The sequence below is a fragment of the Nocardia sp. NPDC060220 genome (assembly GCF_042727815.1).
GTDB lineage: Bacteria > Actinomycetota > Actinomycetes > Mycobacteriales > Mycobacteriaceae > Nocardia.
Genome location: NZ_JBHWZY010000018.1, coordinates 1 through 19,992, shown reverse-complemented (window position 1 = coordinate 19,992; position 19,992 = coordinate 1). Strand labels below are relative to the sequence as shown.

19 protein-coding genes are annotated in these 19,992 nt (G+C 67.3%); 14 read left to right on the top strand and 5 right to left on the bottom strand.

Annotated elements, in window-relative coordinates:
* From ACFWF3_RS01990 to ACFWF3_RS01980, 3 genes are all read left to right on the top strand, one after another.
* Positions 1-976 (top strand): methylmalonyl-CoA mutase family protein (locus ACFWF3_RS01990; protein ID WP_379312078.1); only part of this gene is annotated, 976 nt, incomplete at its 5' end.
* Between the two features lie 45 nt (positions 977-1,021).
* Complete coding sequence (locus tag ACFWF3_RS01985) at positions 1,022-2,125, top strand: amidohydrolase family protein (protein WP_379312077.1); 1,104 nt, start codon at positions 1,022-1,024, stop codon at positions 2,123-2,125.
* Positions 2,126-2,178: 53 nt separating this feature from the next.
* Entirely contained in the window at positions 2,179-2,586 is a 408-nt protein-coding gene (locus tag ACFWF3_RS01980; protein ID WP_378996216.1) for a DUF3224 domain-containing protein, read from the top strand.
* Between the two features lie 37 nt (positions 2,587-2,623).
* On the opposite strand, the gene ACFWF3_RS01975 is transcribed toward ACFWF3_RS01980, so the two are convergent.
* A complete protein-coding gene (locus ACFWF3_RS01975) occupies positions 2,624-3,373 on the bottom strand; it encodes an SWIM zinc finger family protein (RefSeq protein ID WP_378996218.1) in 750 nt (249 codons plus the stop codon).
* Positions 3,373-6,255, bottom strand: coding sequence for an SNF2-related protein (locus ACFWF3_RS01970; protein WP_379312076.1), 2,883 nt, complete (start codon positions 6,253-6,255; stop codon positions 3,373-3,375). The genes ACFWF3_RS01975 and ACFWF3_RS01970 overlap by 1 nt, the downstream gene beginning before the upstream one ends.
* Before the next feature lie 189 nt (positions 6,256-6,444).
* Here ACFWF3_RS01970 and ACFWF3_RS01965 point away from each other — a divergent pair, with 189 nt between their 5' ends.
* The 4 genes from ACFWF3_RS01965 (at position 6,445) to ACFWF3_RS01950 (ending at position 8,915) form a co-directional block, all read left to right on the top strand.
* A complete protein-coding gene (locus ACFWF3_RS01965) occupies positions 6,445-6,807 on the top strand; it encodes a hypothetical protein (RefSeq protein WP_378996222.1) in 363 nt (120 codons plus the stop codon).
* A gap of 463 nt (positions 6,808-7,270) precedes the next feature.
* Complete coding sequence (locus ACFWF3_RS01960; RefSeq protein ID WP_379312075.1) at positions 7,271-7,678, top strand: thermonuclease family protein; 408 nt, start codon at positions 7,271-7,273, stop codon at positions 7,676-7,678.
* Between the two features lie 361 nt (positions 7,679-8,039).
* Complete coding sequence (locus tag ACFWF3_RS01955) at positions 8,040-8,393, top strand: hypothetical protein (RefSeq protein WP_379312074.1); 354 nt, start codon at positions 8,040-8,042, stop codon at positions 8,391-8,393.
* 156 nt (positions 8,394-8,549) lie between these two features.
* Positions 8,550-8,915, top strand: coding sequence for a hypothetical protein (locus ACFWF3_RS01950; RefSeq protein ID WP_379312073.1), 366 nt, complete (start codon positions 8,550-8,552; stop codon positions 8,913-8,915).
* Positions 8,916-8,934: 19 nt separating this feature from the next.
* Here ACFWF3_RS01950 and ACFWF3_RS01945 read toward each other — a convergent pair whose 3' ends face one another.
* Together ACFWF3_RS01945 and ACFWF3_RS01940 are read right to left on the bottom strand one after the other, a co-directional pair.
* Positions 8,935-9,774 carry a hypothetical protein gene (locus ACFWF3_RS01945; RefSeq protein ID WP_379312072.1) on the bottom strand — a complete coding sequence of 280 codons (840 nt, stop codon included), beginning with the start codon at positions 9,772-9,774 and terminating at the stop codon, positions 8,935-8,937.
* Between the two features lie 397 nt (positions 9,775-10,171).
* Positions 10,172-10,990 (bottom strand): sulfurtransferase, encoded by an 819-nt coding sequence (locus ACFWF3_RS01940; RefSeq protein ID WP_379312071.1) that lies wholly within the window; start codon positions 10,988-10,990, stop codon positions 10,172-10,174.
* Positions 10,991-11,266: 276 nt separating this feature from the next.
* On the opposite strand from ACFWF3_RS01940, the gene ACFWF3_RS01935 reads away from it, so the two are divergent.
* Positions 11,267-12,469 (top strand): benzoate/H(+) symporter BenE family transporter, encoded by a 1,203-nt coding sequence (locus tag ACFWF3_RS01935; RefSeq protein WP_379312070.1) that lies wholly within the window; start codon positions 11,267-11,269, stop codon positions 12,467-12,469.
* Positions 12,470-12,491: 22 nt separating this feature from the next.
* On the opposite strand, the gene ACFWF3_RS01930 is transcribed toward ACFWF3_RS01935, so the two are convergent.
* Positions 12,492-12,983, bottom strand: a complete 492-nt coding sequence (locus ACFWF3_RS01930; protein WP_379312069.1) for an Lrp/AsnC family transcriptional regulator — start codon at positions 12,981-12,983, stop codon at positions 12,492-12,494.
* 171 nt (positions 12,984-13,154) lie between these two features.
* Here ACFWF3_RS01930 and pdhA point away from each other — a divergent pair, with 171 nt between their 5' ends.
* The 6 genes from pdhA (at position 13,155) to ACFWF3_RS01900 (ending at position 19,741) form a co-directional block, all read left to right on the top strand.
* The gene (gene pdhA / locus ACFWF3_RS01925; protein ID WP_379312068.1) at positions 13,155-14,237 is read left to right on the top strand and encodes a pyruvate dehydrogenase (acetyl-transferring) E1 component subunit alpha; all 1,083 of its coding nucleotides are present in this window, start codon (positions 13,155-13,157) and stop codon (positions 14,235-14,237) included.
* Positions 14,234-15,208, top strand: coding sequence for an alpha-ketoacid dehydrogenase subunit beta (locus ACFWF3_RS01920; RefSeq protein WP_378996244.1), 975 nt, complete (start codon positions 14,234-14,236; stop codon positions 15,206-15,208). The genes pdhA and ACFWF3_RS01920 overlap by 4 nt, the downstream gene beginning before the upstream one ends.
* A 14-nt stretch (positions 15,209-15,222) precedes the next feature.
* A complete protein-coding gene (locus tag ACFWF3_RS01915) occupies positions 15,223-16,542 on the top strand; it encodes a dihydrolipoamide acetyltransferase family protein (protein ID WP_379312067.1) in 1,320 nt (439 codons plus the stop codon).
* 107 nt (positions 16,543-16,649) lie between these two features.
* Entirely contained in the window at positions 16,650-17,348 is a 699-nt protein-coding gene (locus ACFWF3_RS01910; protein WP_379312066.1) for a hypothetical protein, read from the top strand.
* 85 nt (positions 17,349-17,433) lie between these two features.
* Positions 17,434-18,825 carry a nucleobase:cation symporter-2 family protein gene (locus ACFWF3_RS01905; RefSeq protein WP_379312065.1) on the top strand — a complete coding sequence of 464 codons (1,392 nt, stop codon included), beginning with the start codon at positions 17,434-17,436 and terminating at the stop codon, positions 18,823-18,825.
* A gap of 112 nt (positions 18,826-18,937) precedes the next feature.
* On the top strand, positions 18,938-19,741 hold the full coding sequence (locus ACFWF3_RS01900; RefSeq protein WP_378995492.1) for an SDR family oxidoreductase: 804 nt from the start codon (positions 18,938-18,940) through the stop codon (positions 19,739-19,741).
* Positions 19,742-19,992 lie beyond the last annotated feature (251 nt).

The window sequence follows — 19,992 nt, the reverse complement described above, 5'->3', positions numbered from 1 at the left end:
GAACTTCTATTCGGTCTCGATTTCGGGATATCACATCGCCGAGGCAGGCGCGAATCCCATCAGCCAGCTCGCTTTCACCCTCGCCAACGGATTCACCTATGTGGAGACCTACCTGGCGCGCGGGCTGGCGATCGACGACTTCGCCCCGAATCTGTCGTTCTTCTTCTCCAATGGCATGGATCCCGAATACACGGTGATCGGCCGGGTGGCCCGCCGGATCTGGGCGATCGCGATGCGCGACCGGTACGGTGCGGGCGAACGCGCCCAGAAACTCAAGTACCACGTGCAGACCTCCGGGCGTTCGCTACACGCCCAGGAAATGCAGTTCAACGACATTCGCACCACTCTGCAGGCGCTGATCGCCGTCTACGACAATTGCAACAGCCTGCACACCAATGCCTTCGACGAGGCGGTGACCACCCCGACCGAGGATTCGGTGCGCCGCGCGCTGGCGATTCAGCTCATCATCGCCAAAGAATGGGGGCTGGCCGTCAACGAGAATCCGCTCCAGGGCAGTTTCGTCGTCGACGAACTCACCGATCTCGTCGAAGAGGCCGTGCTGGTCGAATTCGAGCGGATCAGCGAACGCGGCGGAGTGCTCGGCGCGATGGAGACCGGCTATCAGCGCGGCCGCATCCAGGACGAGTCCATGCGCTACGAGCAGCGCAAACACGACGGATCGCTGCCGATCGTGGGGGTGAACACCTTCCGCGGCCGCGACGACGACACCGAACACGCCCCGCTGGAACTGGCTCGCGGCACCGAAACCGAACGCCGCTCCCAACTGGACCGGCTGCACGGTTTCCAGGCTGATCACGCCGAAGAATCCCATCGCGCGCTGGCCCGGCTGACCGAGGTAGCGCACACCGACGGAAATATTTTCGATGTGCTCATGGACGCGGCGCGGGTGTGCACATTGCAGCAGGTCACCGATGCCTTCTTCGCGGTGGGCGGACAGTATCGGCGCACTGTGTGAGCCGCGTAATCCGTCGCGACACGCCGTTGGCGTGTGACAATCGCCGTGAGCTCTGCCAGCGGCGGCGATGGGACGCACAGCATGGATCTGACCGACTTCGACATCATCGATGCCCATATTCACCAGTGGGATCCGCATGCCACCCCACGCGAGTTCAGCAAGCTCGCGAAATTGATGCGCTATCTGCCTCTGCCGGTCGGTACCGCGGCGAAGCTGGCCCCGCTGCGTGACCGCCAATTCGTCGGCGAGCCCAGCGCCTACCTCCAGCCTTATCTGCCCGCCGACTACCGCGCGGACCGGGGAAATACGCCGGTCGAATCCGTGGTGGAAATCGAGGTGCAGTGGACGGGCTGGAAGCCCGACGAGACGCGCTGGGTGGCGAGCCTGCCGTTCGGTGTCGACACGCCCGCCTTGGCTACGATCATCGGCTCGGCCGACCCCGCCGGCGCGGACTTCGGCGCAGTGCTCGATGCGCATCAGTCCGCGTCGCCGCTGTTCCGTGGCATCCGGTCGATGGTCGCCTACCACCCCGATCCCGGCGTGAAGTCCTTCGCCGCCCACGACGGCGCACTCACCGCCCCGGCGTTCCTGAACGGCTTCGGGCAGCTCGCCGAGCGGGGGCTCTCGTTCGACGCGTGGGTGTATTCGGGGCAGCTACCCGAGGTGACGGCGCTGGCCGAACGGTTCCCCGAGGTACCGATCGTGCTCGATCACCTGGGGACGCCCGCGGGCGTCTTCGGGCCGGTCGGCAAGGACACCGGGCACACCGGCGGACAGCGGGAGCTCCTGTTCGATCGGTGGCGCGAGGACCTCACCGATCTGGCCGCGCAGCCCAACGTGGTGGCCAAGGTGAGCGGGCTGATGATGCCGGTGCTCGGGCACCCGGTGCCACGACGCGGTACTGCGACACCTGTCCCCGCTCTGCTGAGACGGGTGGCGCCGCTGCTGGCCCACGCGCTGGCGGTGTTCGGCGCCGACCGGCTGATCTGGGGGTCGAACTTTCCGGTCGACAAGCCGATCACCAGCCTCGGCGGCGCGGCCGAGACCGTGGCCACCGCGCTGAGCGACGCGGGCGCGAGCACCGACGACCTGCGGAAGGTGTTCGGCGCCAATGCCGTCCGGTTCTACCGGATCGAGCCGACCGCGTGAATCGCCGCGTCCGCGAGCCGGTTTCTGTCGGTGGACGGGTTTAGCATCGGCGCATGAAAGCCATCGGCACCTTCGAGGTCACCGCGTTCGATCCCACCGAACTGACGCCGCAGCCCCCCATCGTCACCGGGATGCCGGTCGGCATCTCGACCATGACGAAGGCCTACGCGGGCGAGATCGAAGGGCTCTCGGCCACGCTGTTCACCGCCGCCTTCGACATGAGCACCGGCGCGGGCACCTATCTCGCGATGGAGTCCTTCGAGGGTGCGCTGCACGGCAAAGCCGGTGCCTTCAACTTCGTCCACTCCGCCACCACCGGCGGTACCGACCGCACCGACGAGTTCTTCCACATCGTCCCCCGTAGCGGCACCGGGGAATTGACCGGCATCACCGGTACCGGCGCGCTGTACGTGGATGCCGAAGGCGGGCACCACATCTGGTTCGAGTACGAGCTGGGCTGATGCCAGATCGAACAGCAGACCGGGCCGAACCGTCGACTCAGTCGTCGAATTCGGTATAGAGCGAGCGCAATTCGCGTAGGCCGGTTGCCGCGGTCGGTTCGTCCTCGGCCGACATCCGCAGCGCGCGACGCAGCGGAATCGCGTCGAGGTCGTCGATGACGGCGTGGAATTCGACGCGGGGCAGCTCGGGTAGGACCAGTTCGTCGCCGTAGGGGTCGTCGGAATCGGCGGTACGCGCGGACTTCTCGACACCGCCGATGAGGGTGTCGAGGTCGAGGCCGCGCAGGGTGAGGATCTCGCTGGGCTGCTCGTCGAGGCGTTCGGCGAGCAGATAGCAGACCGCCGCCACGTGCTTGCACGGCCAGCCCATGTCCGGGCAGCTGCAGGTGAAGTCCAGTTCGGAGGCCGTGGTCGGCAGCAGGTGCGGGCCGAGCGCGGGTGGGAGCGCGCCCGAGGCGATCTCGGCGAGCATGCCGGGCGCCTCCCTGATCTCGGCGAGCAGCAGGTCCACCTCGTCCTCGCGCAGCGGCCGGATCGACAGCACCGAGGTGAACGGGCTCGGTTGGCTGCCCTGCACCTCCGCGGTCACCGCGCCCCGTTCGATCCGGTAGTTCACCACCTGCCCGACCCTGGCGTAGGTGCGTCCGCGCGAGAGCCTGCCCGCATCGGCGACCTTCTCCACCGAGTCGAGCAGCGACTTGCCCCACCAGGTCCGGCCGAAACCGCCGCGAGCCTGGGCGCCGCCGCGCACCGGTTTGCGCGGACCGAACTGGCTGAAGTCGGCCATCAGTCACCCACCGCCTCGGCGCCGAGGGTGAACAGCTCGCGCAGTTCGTCGGTGCTCATCTCGGTGATCCAGTTCTCGCCCGCGCCGACCGCCAGATCGGCCAATTGCTTCTTCCCGTTGATCATTTCGTCGATCCGCTCTTCGATGGTGTCGACGCACACCAGCTTGCGGACCTGCACCGCGCGCTGCTGGCCGATCCGGAATGCGCGATCGGTGGCCTGGTTCTCGACGGCCGGATTCCACCAGCGGTCCAGGTGGATCACGTGATTGGCGGCGGTGAGGTTCAGCCCGGTGCCGCCCGCTTTGAGCGAGAGCAACATCAGCGGCGGGCCGTTCTGCCCCTGGAAGCCGGTCACCATATCGTCGCGGCGCTGCTTGGCCACGCCGCCGTGCAGGAACGGGATCGGGGTGCCGAACCGTTCGGTGAGGTAGGGCAGGATCAGGTCGCCGAACTCACGGAACTGGGTGAAGAGCAGGGCCTTCTCGCCGTCGGCGAGCACCGCGTCGAGCACGTCCTCGACCAGCGCCAGCTTGCCGGAGCGGTGGCCGCCGCGTCGCAGGATCGGCGAACCGTCACCCAGGTAATGCGCGGGATGGTTGCAGACCTGTTTGAGCCGGGTCAGCGCGCCGAGCACAGCGCCCTTGCGCGCCATGCCTTTCGCGTCTTTGAGCTTCTCCAGCATGTCGTCGACGACGGCCTGGTAGAGGGCGGCCTGTTCGACGGTGAGGTTGGCCCGCACCGTCATCTCCAGCTTCTCCGGCAGGTCGCTGATCACCGCCGGATCGGTTTTGAGCCTGCGCAGCACGAACGGATCGGTGATCAGCCGCAGCCGGTCGATGGCCTGCTGGTCGCGTTCGCGCTCGATCGGCACCGCGAACTTGGCGCGGAACGACTGCGGGCTGCCGAGCAGTTTCGGCATGGCGAAGTCGAACAGCGCGCGCAGTTCTTCCAGCCGGTTCTCCACCGGAGTTCCGGTGAGCGCCAGCCGATGTCGCGCGGTGAGTGCCCTGGCCGCACGCGCCTGCCTGGTCACCGCGTTCTTGATGTGCTGTGCTTCGTCGAGCACGATCCGCTCCCACTGCTGTTCGTTCAGCAGCGTGATATCGCGGGCGAGCAGTGCGTAGGTGGTGATCACCAGATCCGAATCAGCCACCGCCGCAGCGAATTCCGTGCCCTGGAGGCGACCGGGGCCGTGATGCACGAGCACCCGGAGGTCAGGTGCGAACCGTTGGGTCTCCCGCTGCCAGTTACCGACCACCGACATCGGACACACCAGCAGCGTCGGTCCGACCTGCGCCCCAGCGTCGAAGCTCGCGAGGGCGGCGTGTTCGTCGACCACCGCGGGCTGTGTCTTCTCACCCGCCGCGGCAGCCGTGCCGACCTCGCGCTCGTGCACGAGCAGCGCCAGCACCTGCACAGTCTTGCCCAGCCCCATGTCGTCGGCCAGGATCGCGCCGCAGTTCAGCCGGCTCATCGTGGCCAGCCAGCTCAGGCCACGTTCCTGGTAGGGCCGTAGCTGGGCTTTCAGGCCGACCGGAACCGGAACCGGCTCGGGTTCGCTTTCCCTGGCGAACAATTCGGCCGCCCAGCCGTCGGCGGTGACCTCGGTGACCGGGACATTGTCGACCCGCTCGGCGGCGAGTTCACCGATCATGTCGGCCAGGGTGATCGGACTGTCGTCGACATGCTGCGCGACGTAGCGGGCAGCGGCGGCCAGTGCTCGATGGTCGGCCTGCACCCACTCGCCGCGCAACTGGACCAGGTCGGATTTGCTGCTGATCAGCCGTTCCATCTCGGCCTGGGTGAGCACCAGATCGCCGAGCGCCAACTCCCACCGGTAGGAGAGCAGGCCACTGAGGCCGACGGTGGATTCGGCGGCGGCGGGGCTGCTCACGCGCAATCGCATGCTCGGTTCGGCGATGTTCCAGGCCCGTGGCAGGAGCAGCCGAATACCGGCTTCCTGCAGGGCATGTGCGCCGTGGGCCACCAGGTCGGCTACCACCTCGGTGGGGAGCAGCAGGTCGAGGCCGCGCGGATCGGTGGGGAGGTCGCGCAGGCGCGGGTAGGCCTTGCGCGCCTGGCCGAGTTTCTCCGCCGCCGTCCGTACGAGCACCGGATCATCTTCGAAGACAACGGGTTTGGGTGCGTCGTCGACCGGGCGCAGGCACACCTGCAGTCGCCACAGCGCCACCGATTCGTCGGCCGTGCCGAATTCGCCGTCGGGTTCGCACAGGCGCAACACCAGTTCCGGCTCATCGGCGGCATAGCCTTCCCGCCACTGCGTCAGCGTTTCCGACAGGCGGTAGGAGCCGGCGTCCAACGGGGTGTCGGCAACCAGCGCGGCCAGCAGCGGGTGCGTCATCGTGCGGTGCGCGAGATATTCGCGGGCGATCGGGTCGGTGAGGTGTGTGCACAGGTCGTCGAGCACGGCGGCGGGCGGGCCCGCCACCCGCAGCGCCGGTGGCATCGCGGCGGCCAGCTCGGCCAGCCATGCCCGTTGACGTTGTCCGCCGACGAGCCGCCAGCGCACCCACCACTGACCGTCGGCCCGCTCGATCTGAGGCACCACCCGACCGGCTCGCACCCACCGTTCGATGCCGCGCGCGACGTGCGCGAGGAACCGCAGGTCGCCGGAGATGTGCTCGCGCGGCAGTCGGCTGCGCAGCACAACGGCCGCCGTCGGTGGGGCGAGCGCGTGTGCGCGAACCTCGGCGGTCCCGGACTGTCCCCCGGCATCGACGACGAGCACCTGGGCCCGGTGCCGGAACCTCGCACGATCCAGGATGTCGCCGAGCACCGACCCCACGGCGACCGGCTCCGCGTCGTGCCACAGCAGTAGGCCCGATTCGGGGGACCACAGACCGTGCAGCATGGACTCCATCCAAGCAGGCGGCACCGACACCGATCACGGCCGCCATACCCCTGGATTTCTCGCCGCAACGAGAACATACTGAAATAACCCCAGGTCACGGGCCGGAACACCCACCGGCGACAACTCCATATGGACCCAGGCGGACCGGACCGATCCGGTTCGACCGATGACCCCTTGTAATTCGTGCGGAGGGCAGCGATGACGATTCTGCTCCAGGTTCTCGAGCAGAGCTACACACCCAACACCCCTTGGGAACGGCGCAAATTCACCTTCATCGACACCACGAAGATCCTCGGCATGCGGCTGGACGGTCAGGCAGGCGTCTGGCTCGATCTGTCGCGGCCAGGCGAATCCCAGCGCCTGGCGCACACCATCGACCCCAGTGAATCCATCACCTTCCTGCTCACCGTCTTCGCCAAGATCGCCGAATGCGAAGACCGTGGCGGTTCGTGGCTGGTCGGCCATGACGGCGCCCACGTCTCCTCGATAGCAGCCACCCGATTCCCGCCCAACCCGGCCGCGCAGGCCGCGGACGACCTGCTGGCCCGAGCCTGGTTGTAGGCCGCATCGTCGACTGACGCGGCCTTCCCCTCGCCCAGCGCCGCTCGAAGCGCGGTTGTTGTCGGTACCACCGGCTACAACATGCGGGTATGGGGAAACCGGCGTGGTTGCTCGTCACAGTGCTCGCGGTTGCCGGGTGCGCGGTGATCGGACCGGATGGGCCGGTCACACCCGCACCCGGCAGTCCGGCGCGCGCCGGGCAGTCACGACGGCTGCGACACCCGCATTATCTGGACTGTTGAGGGCGATGTTGCGTGATTCCCTGGTTGTGCGGCAGCGCTCCGTTCGGCATGGCCTGAGGGACGTGAGTCACGGCGTCGCAGCTGTCGGCGCCGTGGTGATGGTTCTATTGGCTGTGGCATGTGGTCAGGTGCCTGGAGTCGAGTCGGCGTCACCGCCCAGTGAGGTGCCGAGTCCAATTCCGGTTCCGGCTGATGCAGCGGGGCCGTTTCCGGTGTTGCAGGTGATCGACGGTGACACGGTGTCGATCCTGAAGGACAGCAGACAGGTGAGGGTCCGGATGTTGGGTCTGGACACACCTGAGACCCAGGATCCGCGCAAGTCGGTGCAGTGTTTCGGTACCGAGGCGGCTGACCGTGCCAAGCGGGTGCTGGTCGGCAAACAAGTAGTCGTGAGGCCCGATCCGTCGCAGGACAGCACCGACAAATACGGTCGGCTCCTGGCGTATGTCTGGGTGGATGGGGTGCTGTTCAACCTCAACCAGATCGCGCAGGGGTTTGGACACGAATACACATATTCACACTCACACCCCTACCAGTATCAGCGCGAGTTCCGCGCCGCAGCGCGGTATGCGCAGGTCCACCACCTGGGGCTGTGGAACCCGGCGACATGCAACGGCGTCACGAACTAGTACTGCAACGGCATCCGTGTGATTCGGGCGTCTGCTTGTCGCGCTCGTGTTGACCCGGCTCGATACCGCCGACCACGACTGGTACCGGTCGCACCGGCGACGACGCCGCCAGATCACGCCCGGCTATCGCACGACCGGCGGCAGGGCACCCGCTCGACTGACCACCGAGTGCAGTTGCAGTACTGGCTCGCCCTGCGCGGATTGCGATGGGGCAGACCGCCGATAACCCGGATGCATTGCACCACAACAGATTCGGTGCCACCGAAATTGACCATCGAACCCGCGGCGAAGTAGAGTCCGAGTGGCCCGACCAGCATCGGACCGCGCAGGAATATCGTAGACCTGCGAGTTGGAGAATGTGATGTACGAGGAAGTTCAAGGTGGCGAGAACGGACAGGCGCCGCCGATCAAGAGTTACGACACTTCTATTCATCCAAATTTTCCGGTAGTCGACTCGAGCAAATTCAAGACAATTCGCGATTTCACCGGTGAATTGATTCAAGCCAATGCCACCCAGGCGGCAGCCGTGGGGATCTACTTCAGCTCGAGAGATCGCCCCGTCGCCAAAGAATTGTTCGATCATTACTATCGCGTGACCGGCGACGACTACGTGCTGGAGGAATCGGCGATCCGCCTCGACCACCGTTGTGGTCGCCCATCCAGGTGCGGCCGGATCACATCAGATCGAATTGAAGCAGCAGTCCCACATCTGTGATGTCTACAATTTCCATACCGACGACGACTACGGCAACATGGCTCAGTCCGCTGTGAACACCATGGCGCAGAGCGAGGAACTCGGCCTCGCCAAGTCGTTCCTGGTATACGGTTCCGGTGCGGTGCACTCCTGGTCGGGTTCGAAATAGGTGGGGATATGACTGATAGGAACAGCAGGACCGATGATGTACTGGTCCCGGCGATCTTCGGAGTCATCATCGGCGGCTTACTGGCGGTGATCGCCTATTTCCCCTTGGTCGTGCTACTGCAGAACGTCTTCGACGTGCCCGAGCCCACTGCGACTCCCAAGAAATACCGAGGCGACACGGAACCAATCTCGCCGTGGTATTGGATAACGTGGATGATTCCGGCGCTCGTCGCGATTCCCGCCGGATTGGGATTGTCCTGGTGGCGGCGCATCCGGGTTTTCGCACTGGCGTCTACGGTGACGTTCGTCCTCGGCGCTGCCGTGGTCGCCGCTGTCGTGATTTCCTTCGAGATCAACGGATTCGCACCCGACTGACCTGACCGGAGTAGCCGGGTCAGACGGAGACAGCGTGTTCGAACCACACGTTGTCTCCGTATCCGTACCGAATGGCACCCAGGTCGACAATCACCTTCTCCGGGAGTTCGAATTCGCTCGCGTTGTAGACCGGGGTGGCCCGGCCGGACTCGTAGCCCAAAGCGCCGGAGATCCGCTGGATCGTGGTCGTTCGACTGTCCGAGGGTGGTCGCGGTAGCTCCGAACGCGGTCGCGGCTGCACCGGTCCAGTCGGCCTGTATCCACCCGGTGCCCGAGGACAGGTTCTGCGAGTGGGCGAAGTCGTTGATGCCGAGCAGGCCGATCCGCTTGCCCACTCCCTGCAGCGCCTCCCAGTCCGCTTCCACCGGCGCCAGGTAATCGGCACGGGCTTGATGCCGATGGTCCGGCCGAGCGGCTCGTCGTAGGAGGTGAGCAGCCCGACGCAGCCGGTGACGACCTGGCGGACCGTGTACTGGGCTTCCTCCACGTTCTGCAGGCTGGGCTGCTGCAGGCCGGTGAATCGGCGGACGTCCCCGGCCTGGCTTGTCGCCGCGACACCCTGCCCGTCGGTCAAGCTCGCCGCGGCCTGGTTGATCGAGACAGCGTGCTGCTCATCGGAATTCTTGTACGCGGTGGCCGCGGTCCCCAGTCCGGAACCCAGTGTGCCGAGGGCGCTCGTGTCCTTCTGATGGTCGCCGGACAGTGTGGTTTGCAGCTTCTGGATCGACACCGACAGCTGTGCCAGCTGTCCGGCTGTTCCGGCTGGTAGCGCTAAACCCGGTAGTAAACGGCCCGCGTTCTCGGTGAAATTGGCGCCGATGTCCTGGAGATCCAGTGTGAAGCCGGACAGCTTCGACACATCAACAGTAAAGTCGACCATTCGATCCCTCCGAGACAAACGCTGCGCACATGGTGACCCGGGACAACCGCAGCCGGGTCACCGAGGCTCGGGCCGGGCGAACCGGCAACCAATCCTGGCAACCAGCGAATCCAACTCGGCCACATCATGATCCAACACCACACACTACGACACCCCGGCCGCATGGCTGCCGCCCGCGCGCCCCAACCACTGCTTCTACGCCGCCGAGTACCTCACTGTGGCGGTCGACTACGACCTACCCGTCACCGCCGCGGACAACGCCACCCTCCACGACATCGCCCGCGGCTGCCCGTGAGCTCGGGTGGGTCCGCAGCCGGTCCGAGCCAGTGCTGTCACACCACCGAACCCCGCGGTCGCCAGGCGCTCCCAGCAGCGCCTACTCTCCGGTCGCCACCGCCCGTTTCGGATCGTTCGACCACTGCGAGTACGAGCCCGGGTAGAGGGCGGCGTCGATGCCCGCGATCGCCAGCGCCGCGATCTGGTGGGCAGCGGTGACGCCGGAGCCGCAGTACACCGCGACCGGGCCGTCGCCGAATCCCGCGAAGCGTGCGCGCAGTTCTTCGGAATTCCGGAAATGCCCTGTGCCATCCAGGTTTTCAGCGGTCGGCGCGCTCACCGCGCCGGGGATGTGTCCGGGACGCGGATCGACCGGTTCGACCTCGCCGCGATACCGCTCGCCCGCGCGCGCGTCGAGCAGCACACCCGGCCATTTCGCGACGGCGTCGGCATCGACCATCGGCAAACCGCCGGGGCGCACCACCAGGTCACCACCCACCGGATCCGGTTCGGCGCCGGTCGCGACTTCCCCACCGGCCGCGATCCACGCGGGCAGCCCGCCGTCGAGGATGCGCACGTTGTCCACACCGGCCCAGCGCAGCAGCCACCACGCCCTCGCGGCCGCCATGCCGCCGGTCGCGTCGTAGACCACCACCGGGTCGCCCGAGCTCAATCCCCAACTGCGCGCGCATTTCTCGAAGGTGCCGGGATCGGGCAGCGGATGCCTGCCGCGCGGGGGCGCCGGCGCGGCGGCCAATTCGGTCTCCAGATCGACGAACACCGCGCCCGGAACATGCCCGTCGAGATAGTGCTGCGGGCCATCGGGATCGCCCAGCGCCCACCGGACATCGAGCAGGTGAATCGGCTTGTCCGCCAGCTCTTCCCGAAGCTCAGCCGAGGAAATCAATACCGCGCCCACTCCCACTCCTCCTCCAAGCCCCCGCCTGCGAAACCGTCCCCGACACCCTACGCATCGAACCGGCTCCGCGGCACCTATCGACGCACGACTTCACCCGGCAACGCCGACCGTGCCGGTGACTCCGGCGCGGCAACGCACGACGCCGGGCCCGCGAACCCGGTCGCATCGTTCACAGGCCGGTCGCGAAACTGGACCCACCATCGGCACGCACGAATCAGGCCACTTTCGCGAGACTGGCAGGCGACGACCCCCACCGCGTCGGGCAGTATCGGCACAATGTCGCAGGTCTCCACCACTTCGCCCGATATCGCCGACAAACCGGCGGGCATCGCACAGCCGCTCGGTGCGGGCGCCATCACGGCACTGGTCGGCTTCACGAGTTCGTTCGCGGTGGTGCTGAGTGGTTTGCGCGCGGTGGGGGCGAGTCCGGCGCAGGCCGCGTCGGGCCTGCTGATCCTGTGCTTCACCCAGGGCATCGGCATTCTGCTGCTGAGTGTGCGGTACCGGATCCCGATCACGCTGGCTTGGTCCACGCCGGGTGCCGCCCTGCTCGCGAGCACCGGGCTGGTCGCGGGCGGCTGGCCGGGCGCGGTCGCGGCCTTCGCGGTGACCGGCGTGCTGATCGTGATCACCGGGTTGTGGCAGCGGCTCGGCTCGCTGGTGGCCGCGATCCCCGTGCCGATCGCGCAGGCGATGCTGGCCGGTGTCCTCGTTCCGCTGTGCCTGGCCCCGGTGCAGGCGCTGCGCACCTCGCCCGCCGTGGTGGTCCCGGTCATCGTGGTGTGGCTGGTCCTGCAACGGTTCGCACCCAAGTGGGCGGTGCTCGTCGCCTTCGCCACGGCGGCCGTCGGTACGGGCATCGACATCGTGGTGAACAACCGGCACCTGGAATTGTCCGCCATGGTTCCGACTGTGGAATGGACTGTCCCCCAGTGGCATTGGCAGGCCGTCGTCGGCATCGCCATCCCGCTCTACATCGTCACCATGGCCTCGCAGAACATTCCGGGCGTCGCGGTGATGCGCTCGTTCGACTTCCAGGTCCCGTGGCGTCCCGCCATGCTCGTCACCGGTATCGGCACCATCCTCGGCGCGGCAGCGGGCGGCCACGCGATCAACCTCGCCGCGATCAGCGCCGCCCTCGCCGCCGCACCGTCGGCGAGCCCCGACCCCAAACGCCGGTGGATCGCCGCGGCGACAGCGGGCGCAAGTTACCTCGTCCTCGGCCTCGCCTCCGCCGCCCTGGTCACTCTCATCGCCGCCGCGCCGGCGGGCACCATCGAAACCGTCGCGGGCCTTGCCCTCCTCGCCACCCTCGCCGCCGCCCTGACCGGCGCCCTCAGCGACCCCGCCCATCGCATGGCAGCCCTGGTCACCTTCCTCGTCGCCGCCTCCGGCACCACCCTCTTCGGCATCGGCGGCGCCTTCTGGGCGCTGGTAGCCGGACTCGTCGTGCGCCGCTTCCTGCCCACCGGCACCTGAGGGTCCGGCGGCGGGGCCGAGTTCAGTTCGGTCCGGCCAGCCGGTCGAGCAACGGGCCGGTCCGCGGTCCCACCAGCTCACGCATGACCAGGGCCATATTGGTGCGCTCCACGCCGGGGATCTTCAGGATTCGGCCCGCGATGCGGTAGAGGTCGTCGGCGTCGCGGGCGACGATGCGGACGGTGAGATCGGTGGCGCCGGTCATCCCGCAGACCTCGGTGACCTCGGGGACATCGGCCAGCTCGTCCACCACGCTGTCGAGTCGGTGCTGGTCGACCACGACCGCGACGAACGCTGCCAGTGGGTAGCCGAGGGCGCGCGGTTCCACCCGGCGTTCGAAGCTGCCGAGCACCCCACCGCTGTCCCAGCGCGCCAGACGCGCCTGCACCGTGTTGCGCGACAGGCCGAGGCGCGCCGCGAGCTCCACCCCGGTGGCACGGGGATTGGCGTTCAGCTCGCGCAGCAAACGCGCGTCGGTGGCGTCGAGTGTCACGTCCGGTTCGCGACTGGTCATACAACGCAGTATGACAGCGCACCACCCCCGTAGACCATGCATTCTGCTCATGTGCGCGTGTACCGCTTGCGCACACCGCGTTATGGTGGATGCTGAGTGATACACATCGCACTCAGCGGAGTGGCGTACCTGCATCGGCCCACAAGGCGCGGTGGCGAGGAGGCGATCACGATGTCGCAGAAGCAGACCTACCCGGTCCAGCTGGTTCAGCCCGACGGCCGCCGGGTGTTCGACAGGGAGCACGGCGCGCTCGTCGCCGACATCGATGCCGAGCGGTTGCGGCAGCTGTATCGGGACATGGTGATCACCCGCCGGATCGACATCGAGGCGACCGCGTTGCAACGCCAGGGCCAGCTCGGATTGTGGCCGCCGCTGCTCGGCCAGGAAGCCGCGCAGGTCGGCTCGGCGCACGCGCTGCACCCCGACGACTACGTGTTCTGCTCCTACCGCGAAACCGCCGTCGCCTACTGCCGTGGCGTCGCGCCCGAGCAGCTCACCGCCCTCTGGCGCGGCGTCTCACACCACTGCTGGGACCCCGGCGAGGTCAAGATGACCAATGCCAATATCGTCGTCGGATCCCAGGGGCTGCACGCGACCGGTTACGCCTTCGCCGCCCATCTCGACGGCGCCGATATCGCCACCATCGCCTACTTCGGCGACGGTGCGACGAGCCAGGGCGACCTCGCCGAGGCACTCGGATTCGCCGCGGCGTGGAGCGCGCCGGTCGTGTTCTTCTGCCAGAACAACCAGTGGGCGATCAGCGAACCGGTGGCCGTGCAGAGCCATACCCCGCTGTTCCGCCGAGCCGATGGTTACGGGATTCCGGGCGTGCAGGTCGACGGCAACGATGTGCTCGCCGTCCTCGCGGTCACCCGCCAGGCCGTCGAACGCGCGCGCACCGGCGGCGGCCCCACCTTCATCGAGGCGATGACCTACCGGATGGGCCCGCACACCACCGCCGACGACCCGACCCGCTACCGCACCGCCGCCGACACCGAGTACTGGGCCCAGCGCGACCCCATCGAGCGCGTGCGTCTACTCCTCGACCGCGATGACGACCTCTCCCCCGAATTCACCCAGCAGGTCACCGACGAGGCCGACGAGGTCGCCCGCCGGCTGCGCACCGCGACAATCGAGATGCCCGACCCCGATCCCGTGCGGATGTTCGACAACGTCTACGCGACCGAGCATCCACTGATGACCGAAGAGCGCCAACAGCTCTCGGCCTACCTCGCCGAAGGAGCGCAGTCATGATCACCACCTTCGCCGGCGCCCTCAACGTCGGCCTGCGCAGCGCGATGGAAGACGACGCCAAAGTCGTCCTGCTCGGCGAGGACATCGGCCGGCTCGGTGGTGTGTTCCGCGTAACCGACACCTTGCAGAAGGATTTCGGCGACAATCGCGTCATCGACACACCACTGGCCGAATCCGGCATCGTCGGAACGGCTTTCGGGATGGCGTTGCGCGGATACCGTCCCGTGGTGGAGATCCAGTTCGACGGTTTCGTCTATCCGGCCTTCGACCAGATCGTGTCGCAGGTGGCCAAGATCCACAACCGTACCGGCGGAAAAGTAAAGGCACCGTTGACGATCCGCATTCCGTTCGGCGGTGGCATCGGCGCGGTCGAGCACCATTCGGAATCACCCGAGGTGTATTTCGCGCATACCGCGGGCCTTCGCGTTGTATCACCGAGTACGCCCGCCGACGCGTATTCGATGATTCGCCAGGCGATCTCACTGGACGACCCGGTGATCTTCTTCGAACCGAAACGTCGCTATTGGGACAAGGCCGACGTAGATTTCGAAGGCGAACCGGATCTGCCCCTGCACAGGGCCAGGGTCTGCACCCGCGGTGCCGACGCCACCGTCGTCGCCTACGGCGGTACCGTCGCCACCGCGCTCACCGCGGCGAAGATCGCCGCCGAGGAAGGACATTCGCTCGAGGTGATCGACCTGCGCAGTCTCTCGCCGATCGACGTCGACACGATCGCGGAATCGGTGGACAAGACCGGCAGGCTGGTCATCGTGCACGAGGCGCCCGTGTTCGCCGGGCTCGGCGCCGAGATCGCGGCCCGCGTCACCGAACGCTGCTTCTATCACCTCGAGGCGCCGGTGCTGCGCGTCGGTGGCTACGACATCCCCTACCCCCCGGCTAAGCTCGAAAAGCACCACCTGCCCGACCCCGACCGCATTCTGGCGGCGGTCGACCGCTGTCTAGCCGCGTGATGAAAGGTGCCCTCGTGCCGGAACCAGCCGCCGATGACGACGGTCATGTTCTCGAGTTCCGCCTTCCCGACCTGGGTGAAGGCCTGGCCGACGGCGACCTGGTGTCCTGGGCCGTCGCGGTCGGCGACACGGTGGAACTGAACCAGACCATCGCCGAGGTGGAGACCGCGAAGGCGGTGGTGGCGCTGCCGTCGCCGTTCTCCGGGGTCGTGGTCGAACTGCTCGCTCAGCCCGGTGACACCGTCCCGGTCGGCGCGCCGCTGATCCGGGTGCGCAACGATCTCGAGGTGTCGGCCCCACCGACCGCGGAGCCCCGCACGAACGTGCTGGTGGGTTATGGGCCCGAGGCCGAATCGACCTCGCGGAGAAGGAAAGCCACGCCGTCCATGGCCTCGAGCACGCCGAGCACCCATCGCGCCGCCGCGACTCCCGCGGCCCGCAAACTGGCCAAGGAACTCGGCATCGACCTGTGGTTCGTCGCGGGGTCGGGGCCGGAGGGCGCGGTCACCGTCGACGATGTGCGCTCGGCCGTGCCGGTGACCCAGCCGCGCACCCCCGCCCGCCTCGGCGATGTCGTGCGCGCTCCGTCCAACGGCCACATCACCGACGGGGACGGCCTGATCGAGCCGACCGCCCGGGAAGAACGCACTCCCGTCACGGGCATCCGAAAGCGCACCGCCGCCGCGATGCAGGCCAGTTCGCGCACGATTCCCCAGGCCAGCACCTTCGTCACCGTCGACTGCACCGCCTCGATGGAACTGCTCGACCACCTGCGCACCACCAAGTCCTTCGAAGGTCTCACGCTCACGCCACTGGCGCTGGTCGCCAAGGCCACGCTGGCGGCGATCGCGGAGTATCCGGGGATCAATACCGCGTGGGACGAGCAGAGCCAGGAGATCGTCACCAAGCACTATGTGAACCTGGGGATCGCGGTCGCCTCGGATCGCGGCCTGATGGTGCCCAATCTCAAGGAGGCTCAGTCACTGAGCCTGCGCGAGCTGTGCCGCGAGATCAGCTGGGCGGCCGACACCGCCCGCTCCGGCAACGCCACCCCGAACGACCTGCGCGGCGGCACCTTCACCCTCACCAACGTAGGCGTCTTCGGTGTCGACAGCGGAGTCCCGCTGGTGAATCCGGGCGAGGCCGCAATCCTGTGCCTCGGCTCGATCCGCAAGCGCCCCTGGGTCTTCCGTGACGAACTGGCCGTGCGCTGGGTCACCACCCTCGGCCTCAGCTTCGACCACCGCATGGTCGACGGCGAACTCGGCGCCCGCTTCCTCGCCACCACAGCGGGTTTCCTGGAGGACCCGTTGACGCTGCTCAGCCGCATCTGAGCACGCGTCGGGACCCGGCCGTATAGTTCGGGCCGGTGCGCGTCCGACCGGACCGCGCACCGTGCGAACGAATTTCGGCAGGTGTATCCGAGGAAAAAGGGGGCGTCATGGGGTATCCGTATGGGCAGCAGCAAGGTCAGGGCTATCCGCCGAACGGCCAGCAGGGCTACAACCCGTACGGCCAAGCCGTTCCCGGGTACGGAGCACCGGGCCCCGGCGTTCCCGGGTACGGCGCTCCTGTGCCCGGCTATGGCGCTCCCGGCTACGCGACGCCCGGCCCCGGTGCGCCCGGATACGGCTATCCCCAGCCTGCCGCCTCGGGCGCTACCGGGATCATCGCTGCGGTTCTAGCTCTTCTGCTTTCGCTGGTTTCCCTTGTTGGTGCGGTGGTCAGCTATAACGCCACGGGCGCTTACGAATGCTCCGGCGAATTCGTCCAGAAGCCGGATGGCAGCTTCGAGTGTTCGAGCACGTCCGTCTCGCCGCTGGTGATGACCTTCGTCGTCACCGGCGCCGCGCTGGGCCTGTTGCTCCTCACCGGCTCTATCCTGCTGTTCCTCCGCAAGACAGCGGGCCGGGTGATCGTCATTTCCGTGGCGGCGCTCAGCGCACTCGGCAGCCTCGTCTCCCTCGCGACCTCCGCGTCATCCTCGGTGACATCCGGCGCGAGTGTGGCCATCGGGCTCGTCCAAGCCGCGGTCGCGGTCTTGATGCTCAGCCTTGCCGCGGCATCGTCGACCGGGCGCTGGATCCGGGCAGCACAGCAGCGACCGAACTACCCACAGGGCGGCTACCAGCAGTATTGAACCCACCGGGTGATATATCCGACCCGCAACGCCGACGAAACACGGCGCTCACTCACGGTAAAAAACGGGGACTACAACCTGTTACATGAGTGAGGCGCATCCCGTCGACACCCGGTTGCCGTTCGCTCGGCAACTGGCTTTCGGCATCCAGCACGTCCTGATCATGTACACCGGCTGTATCACCGTGCCGCTGGTCTTCGGCGCGGCCGCGGGGCTGGACCGGGCGACGATCGCGCTGTTGATCAGTGCGGACCTGCTGGTCGCGGGCATCATCACGCTGGTGCAGAGCCTCGGTGTCGGCAAGCTGGCCGGTGCGCGGTTGCCGATCGTCTGCGGCGCAACGTTCGTCGGGCTCAACCCGATGATCCTGATCGCCAAGGAGTACGGCCTCGACGCCGTGTACGGGTCGATGCTGGTCGGCGGTGTGGCCGGTGTCGCGCTGGCGTGGCCGTTCGCGCGGGTGGTGCGGTTCTTCCCGCCGCTGGTCACCGGGACCGTGCTGACGGTGGTGGGCGTCTCGCTGATCGGGGTCGCCGGGGGCCTGATCATCGGGACCGACCCGAAGTCGGCCGGCTTCGCTTCGCCCTCCAATATCGGGCTGGCGGCGGTGGTGGTGCTGATCGCGGTGGGCTTCGTCTGCCTCGGACGCGGCGTGTGGTCGCAGCTCGGTGTGCTGATCGCGCTGGTCGCGGGCATCGTGATCGCGCTGCCGATGGGACTGATCACCACCGCCGGGATCGGTACCGCCGACTGGATAGGGATCCCGCAGCCGTTCCACTTCGGGTCGCCGCAGTTCCCGGTGACCGCCGTGGTGGCGATGAGCATCGTGATGGCCGTGGTGTTCGCCGAGTCGACCGCGAGCATGCTGGCGATCAGCGAGATCACCGGAAAACCACTGAGCAGGGGCGATCTCGCGCGCGGCCTGGTGGGCGACGGCCTGTCGGGTGTGCTCGGCGGCATCTTCACCGCGTTCGTCGACACGATCTTCAATCAGAACGTCGGCGCGGTCGCCACGACCAGGGTCTTCAGCCGGTATGTCACCGCGGTGAGCGGCGCGATCCTGGTGGTGCTCGGGCTGGTGCCCCGCATCGGCGAGGTGGTGGCGGTGATTCCGAAGCCGGTGGTCGGCGGCGTCGGGCTGGTGCTGTTCGCGACGGTCGCCATCGTCGGCGTCACCACACTGCTCGAAGCCGATCTGACGGACCGGGTCAACGCGACCGTCGCGGCCACCGCCATCGGCATCGGCCTGCTGCCGGTGTTCACCAAGGACATGTTCGACAAGTTCCCCACCTCGGCGCAGATCCTTCTCGACAGCGGCGTCACCCTCGGCGCGGCCACCGCGTTCTTGCTGAACCTGGTCTTCAACCACACCCCGCTCGGCGCGATGGCCCGCGCCGCGATCGTCACACCGGCCGATACGGAAGAACCCGCCACCGAAGACGAACCAACGACCACGAGCCCCGCCGTCGCCACCTGATCGAGCCATAAACCACACCGCAGCACCGCCATGACCGCACTCCCAGCCCCGCACGGGACCGCCAGGGGCGCGAACTCGAGCGCGCCAGCGCTCCAAAAGTTACTGTGCGGGGATGGAGATAGCAGGCAAGGTCGCGATCGTCACCGGCGCGGGTGCGGGTATCGGTGCCGCACTCGCCTATCGTCTCGTCGCCGGTGACGCGAAGGTCGTCGTCGCCGATCTCGATGCGGACAGCGCGGCGAAGGTAGCGGCCGACCTCGGTGACAACGCGATCGCGGTCGGCGGCGATGTGGCCGACGAGCAGGTCGTGGCGGAATCGATCGCCACCGCCGAACGCGAATTCGGTCCGGTGGACCTGTATTTCGCGAACGCGGGCATCGGCGGCGGTCCCGGCCTGGACAGCACGGAGGCCCAGTGGGCGAGCACCATCGAGGTGAATGTGATGGCCCACGTGCGGGCCGCGAAACTACTCGTTCCCGGTTGGCTCGAGCGTGGCAGTGGCTACTTCGTCTCCACCGCCTCCGCCGCGGGGCTGCTCACCCAAATCGGTTCCGCCCCTTATTCGGTGACCAAACACGCTGCGGTGGGCTTCGCCGAATGGCTCTCGGTGACCTACGGCGACAAGGGCATTCGCGTGAGCTGCCTGTGTCCGATGGGTGTGGACACCCAGCTGCTCACCGGTGCGCTCATCCCCGACGACCCGGAGGCGGGCGCGCTGGCGATCAAGGCCGTGAAGACCGCGGGCGCGGTGCTCTCCCCCGAAGAAGTCGCCGAAACTGTCGTCGAGGCGATGGCCGCCGAACACTTCCTGATCCTGCCGCACCCCGAGGTACTGCAGATGTACCGCAACAAGGGTTCGGACTACGACCGGTGGATTTCCGGTATGCGCCGGTTCCAGACCATGCTGCGCGCGTGAACAGCGGACGGTGCGCCCGAAAAAATTCGGCGAGGTAGCGGCGAGATCGCTCGATTCCTGCCACGATAGTCTCCAAGCCGCCGGTCACGATCCGCTGATCGGTGAAGGTCTACGCGGAGATCCGGCGATGGCGCACCTGATGTATTTCAAGAAGATTCGCGACGAGCTCACCGAGGTCGAGTACCTATGGGGGCCGAGCCGAGAACAACTCGACTCGTCCCTGGTCATCGACAAGAAGACCTTCGCTGCCC

Bases quoted from the DNA above. Each gene is read 5' to 3' on its own strand.
- ACFWF3_RS01980 (WP_378996216.1), top strand. From the start codon at position 2,179: ATGAAAGCCATCGGCACCTTCGAGGTCACCGCGTTCGATCCCACCGAA.
- ACFWF3_RS01975 (WP_378996218.1), bottom strand. From the start codon at position 3,373: ATGGCCGACTTCAGCCAGTTCGGTCCGCGCAAACCGGTGCGCGGCGGC.
- ACFWF3_RS01970 (WP_379312076.1), bottom strand. From the start codon at position 6,255: ATGGAGTCCATGCTGCACGGTCTGTGGTCCCCCGAATCGGGCCTACTG.
- ACFWF3_RS01965 (WP_378996222.1), top strand. From the start codon at position 6,445: ATGACGATTCTGCTCCAGGTTCTCGAGCAGAGCTACACACCCAACACC.
- ACFWF3_RS01955 (WP_379312074.1), top strand. From the start codon at position 8,040: ATGTACGAGGAAGTTCAAGGTGGCGAGAACGGACAGGCGCCGCCGATC.
- ACFWF3_RS01950 (WP_379312073.1), top strand. From the start codon at position 8,550: ATGACTGATAGGAACAGCAGGACCGATGATGTACTGGTCCCGGCGATC.
- ACFWF3_RS01935 (WP_379312070.1), top strand. From the start codon at position 11,267: ATGTCGCAGGTCTCCACCACTTCGCCCGATATCGCCGACAAACCGGCG.
- ACFWF3_RS01930 (WP_379312069.1), bottom strand. From the start codon at position 12,983: ATGACCAGTCGCGAACCGGACGTGACACTCGACGCCACCGACGCGCGT.
- pdhA (WP_379312068.1), top strand. From the start codon at position 13,155: ATGTCGCAGAAGCAGACCTACCCGGTCCAGCTGGTTCAGCCCGACGGC.
- ACFWF3_RS01920 (WP_378996244.1), top strand. From the start codon at position 14,234: ATGATCACCACCTTCGCCGGCGCCCTCAACGTCGGCCTGCGCAGCGCG.
- ACFWF3_RS01910 (WP_379312066.1), top strand. From the start codon at position 16,650: ATGGGGTATCCGTATGGGCAGCAGCAAGGTCAGGGCTATCCGCCGAAC.
- ACFWF3_RS01905 (WP_379312065.1), top strand. From the start codon at position 17,434: ATGAGTGAGGCGCATCCCGTCGACACCCGGTTGCCGTTCGCTCGGCAA.
- ACFWF3_RS01900 (WP_378995492.1), top strand. From the start codon at position 18,938: ATGGAGATAGCAGGCAAGGTCGCGATCGTCACCGGCGCGGGTGCGGGT.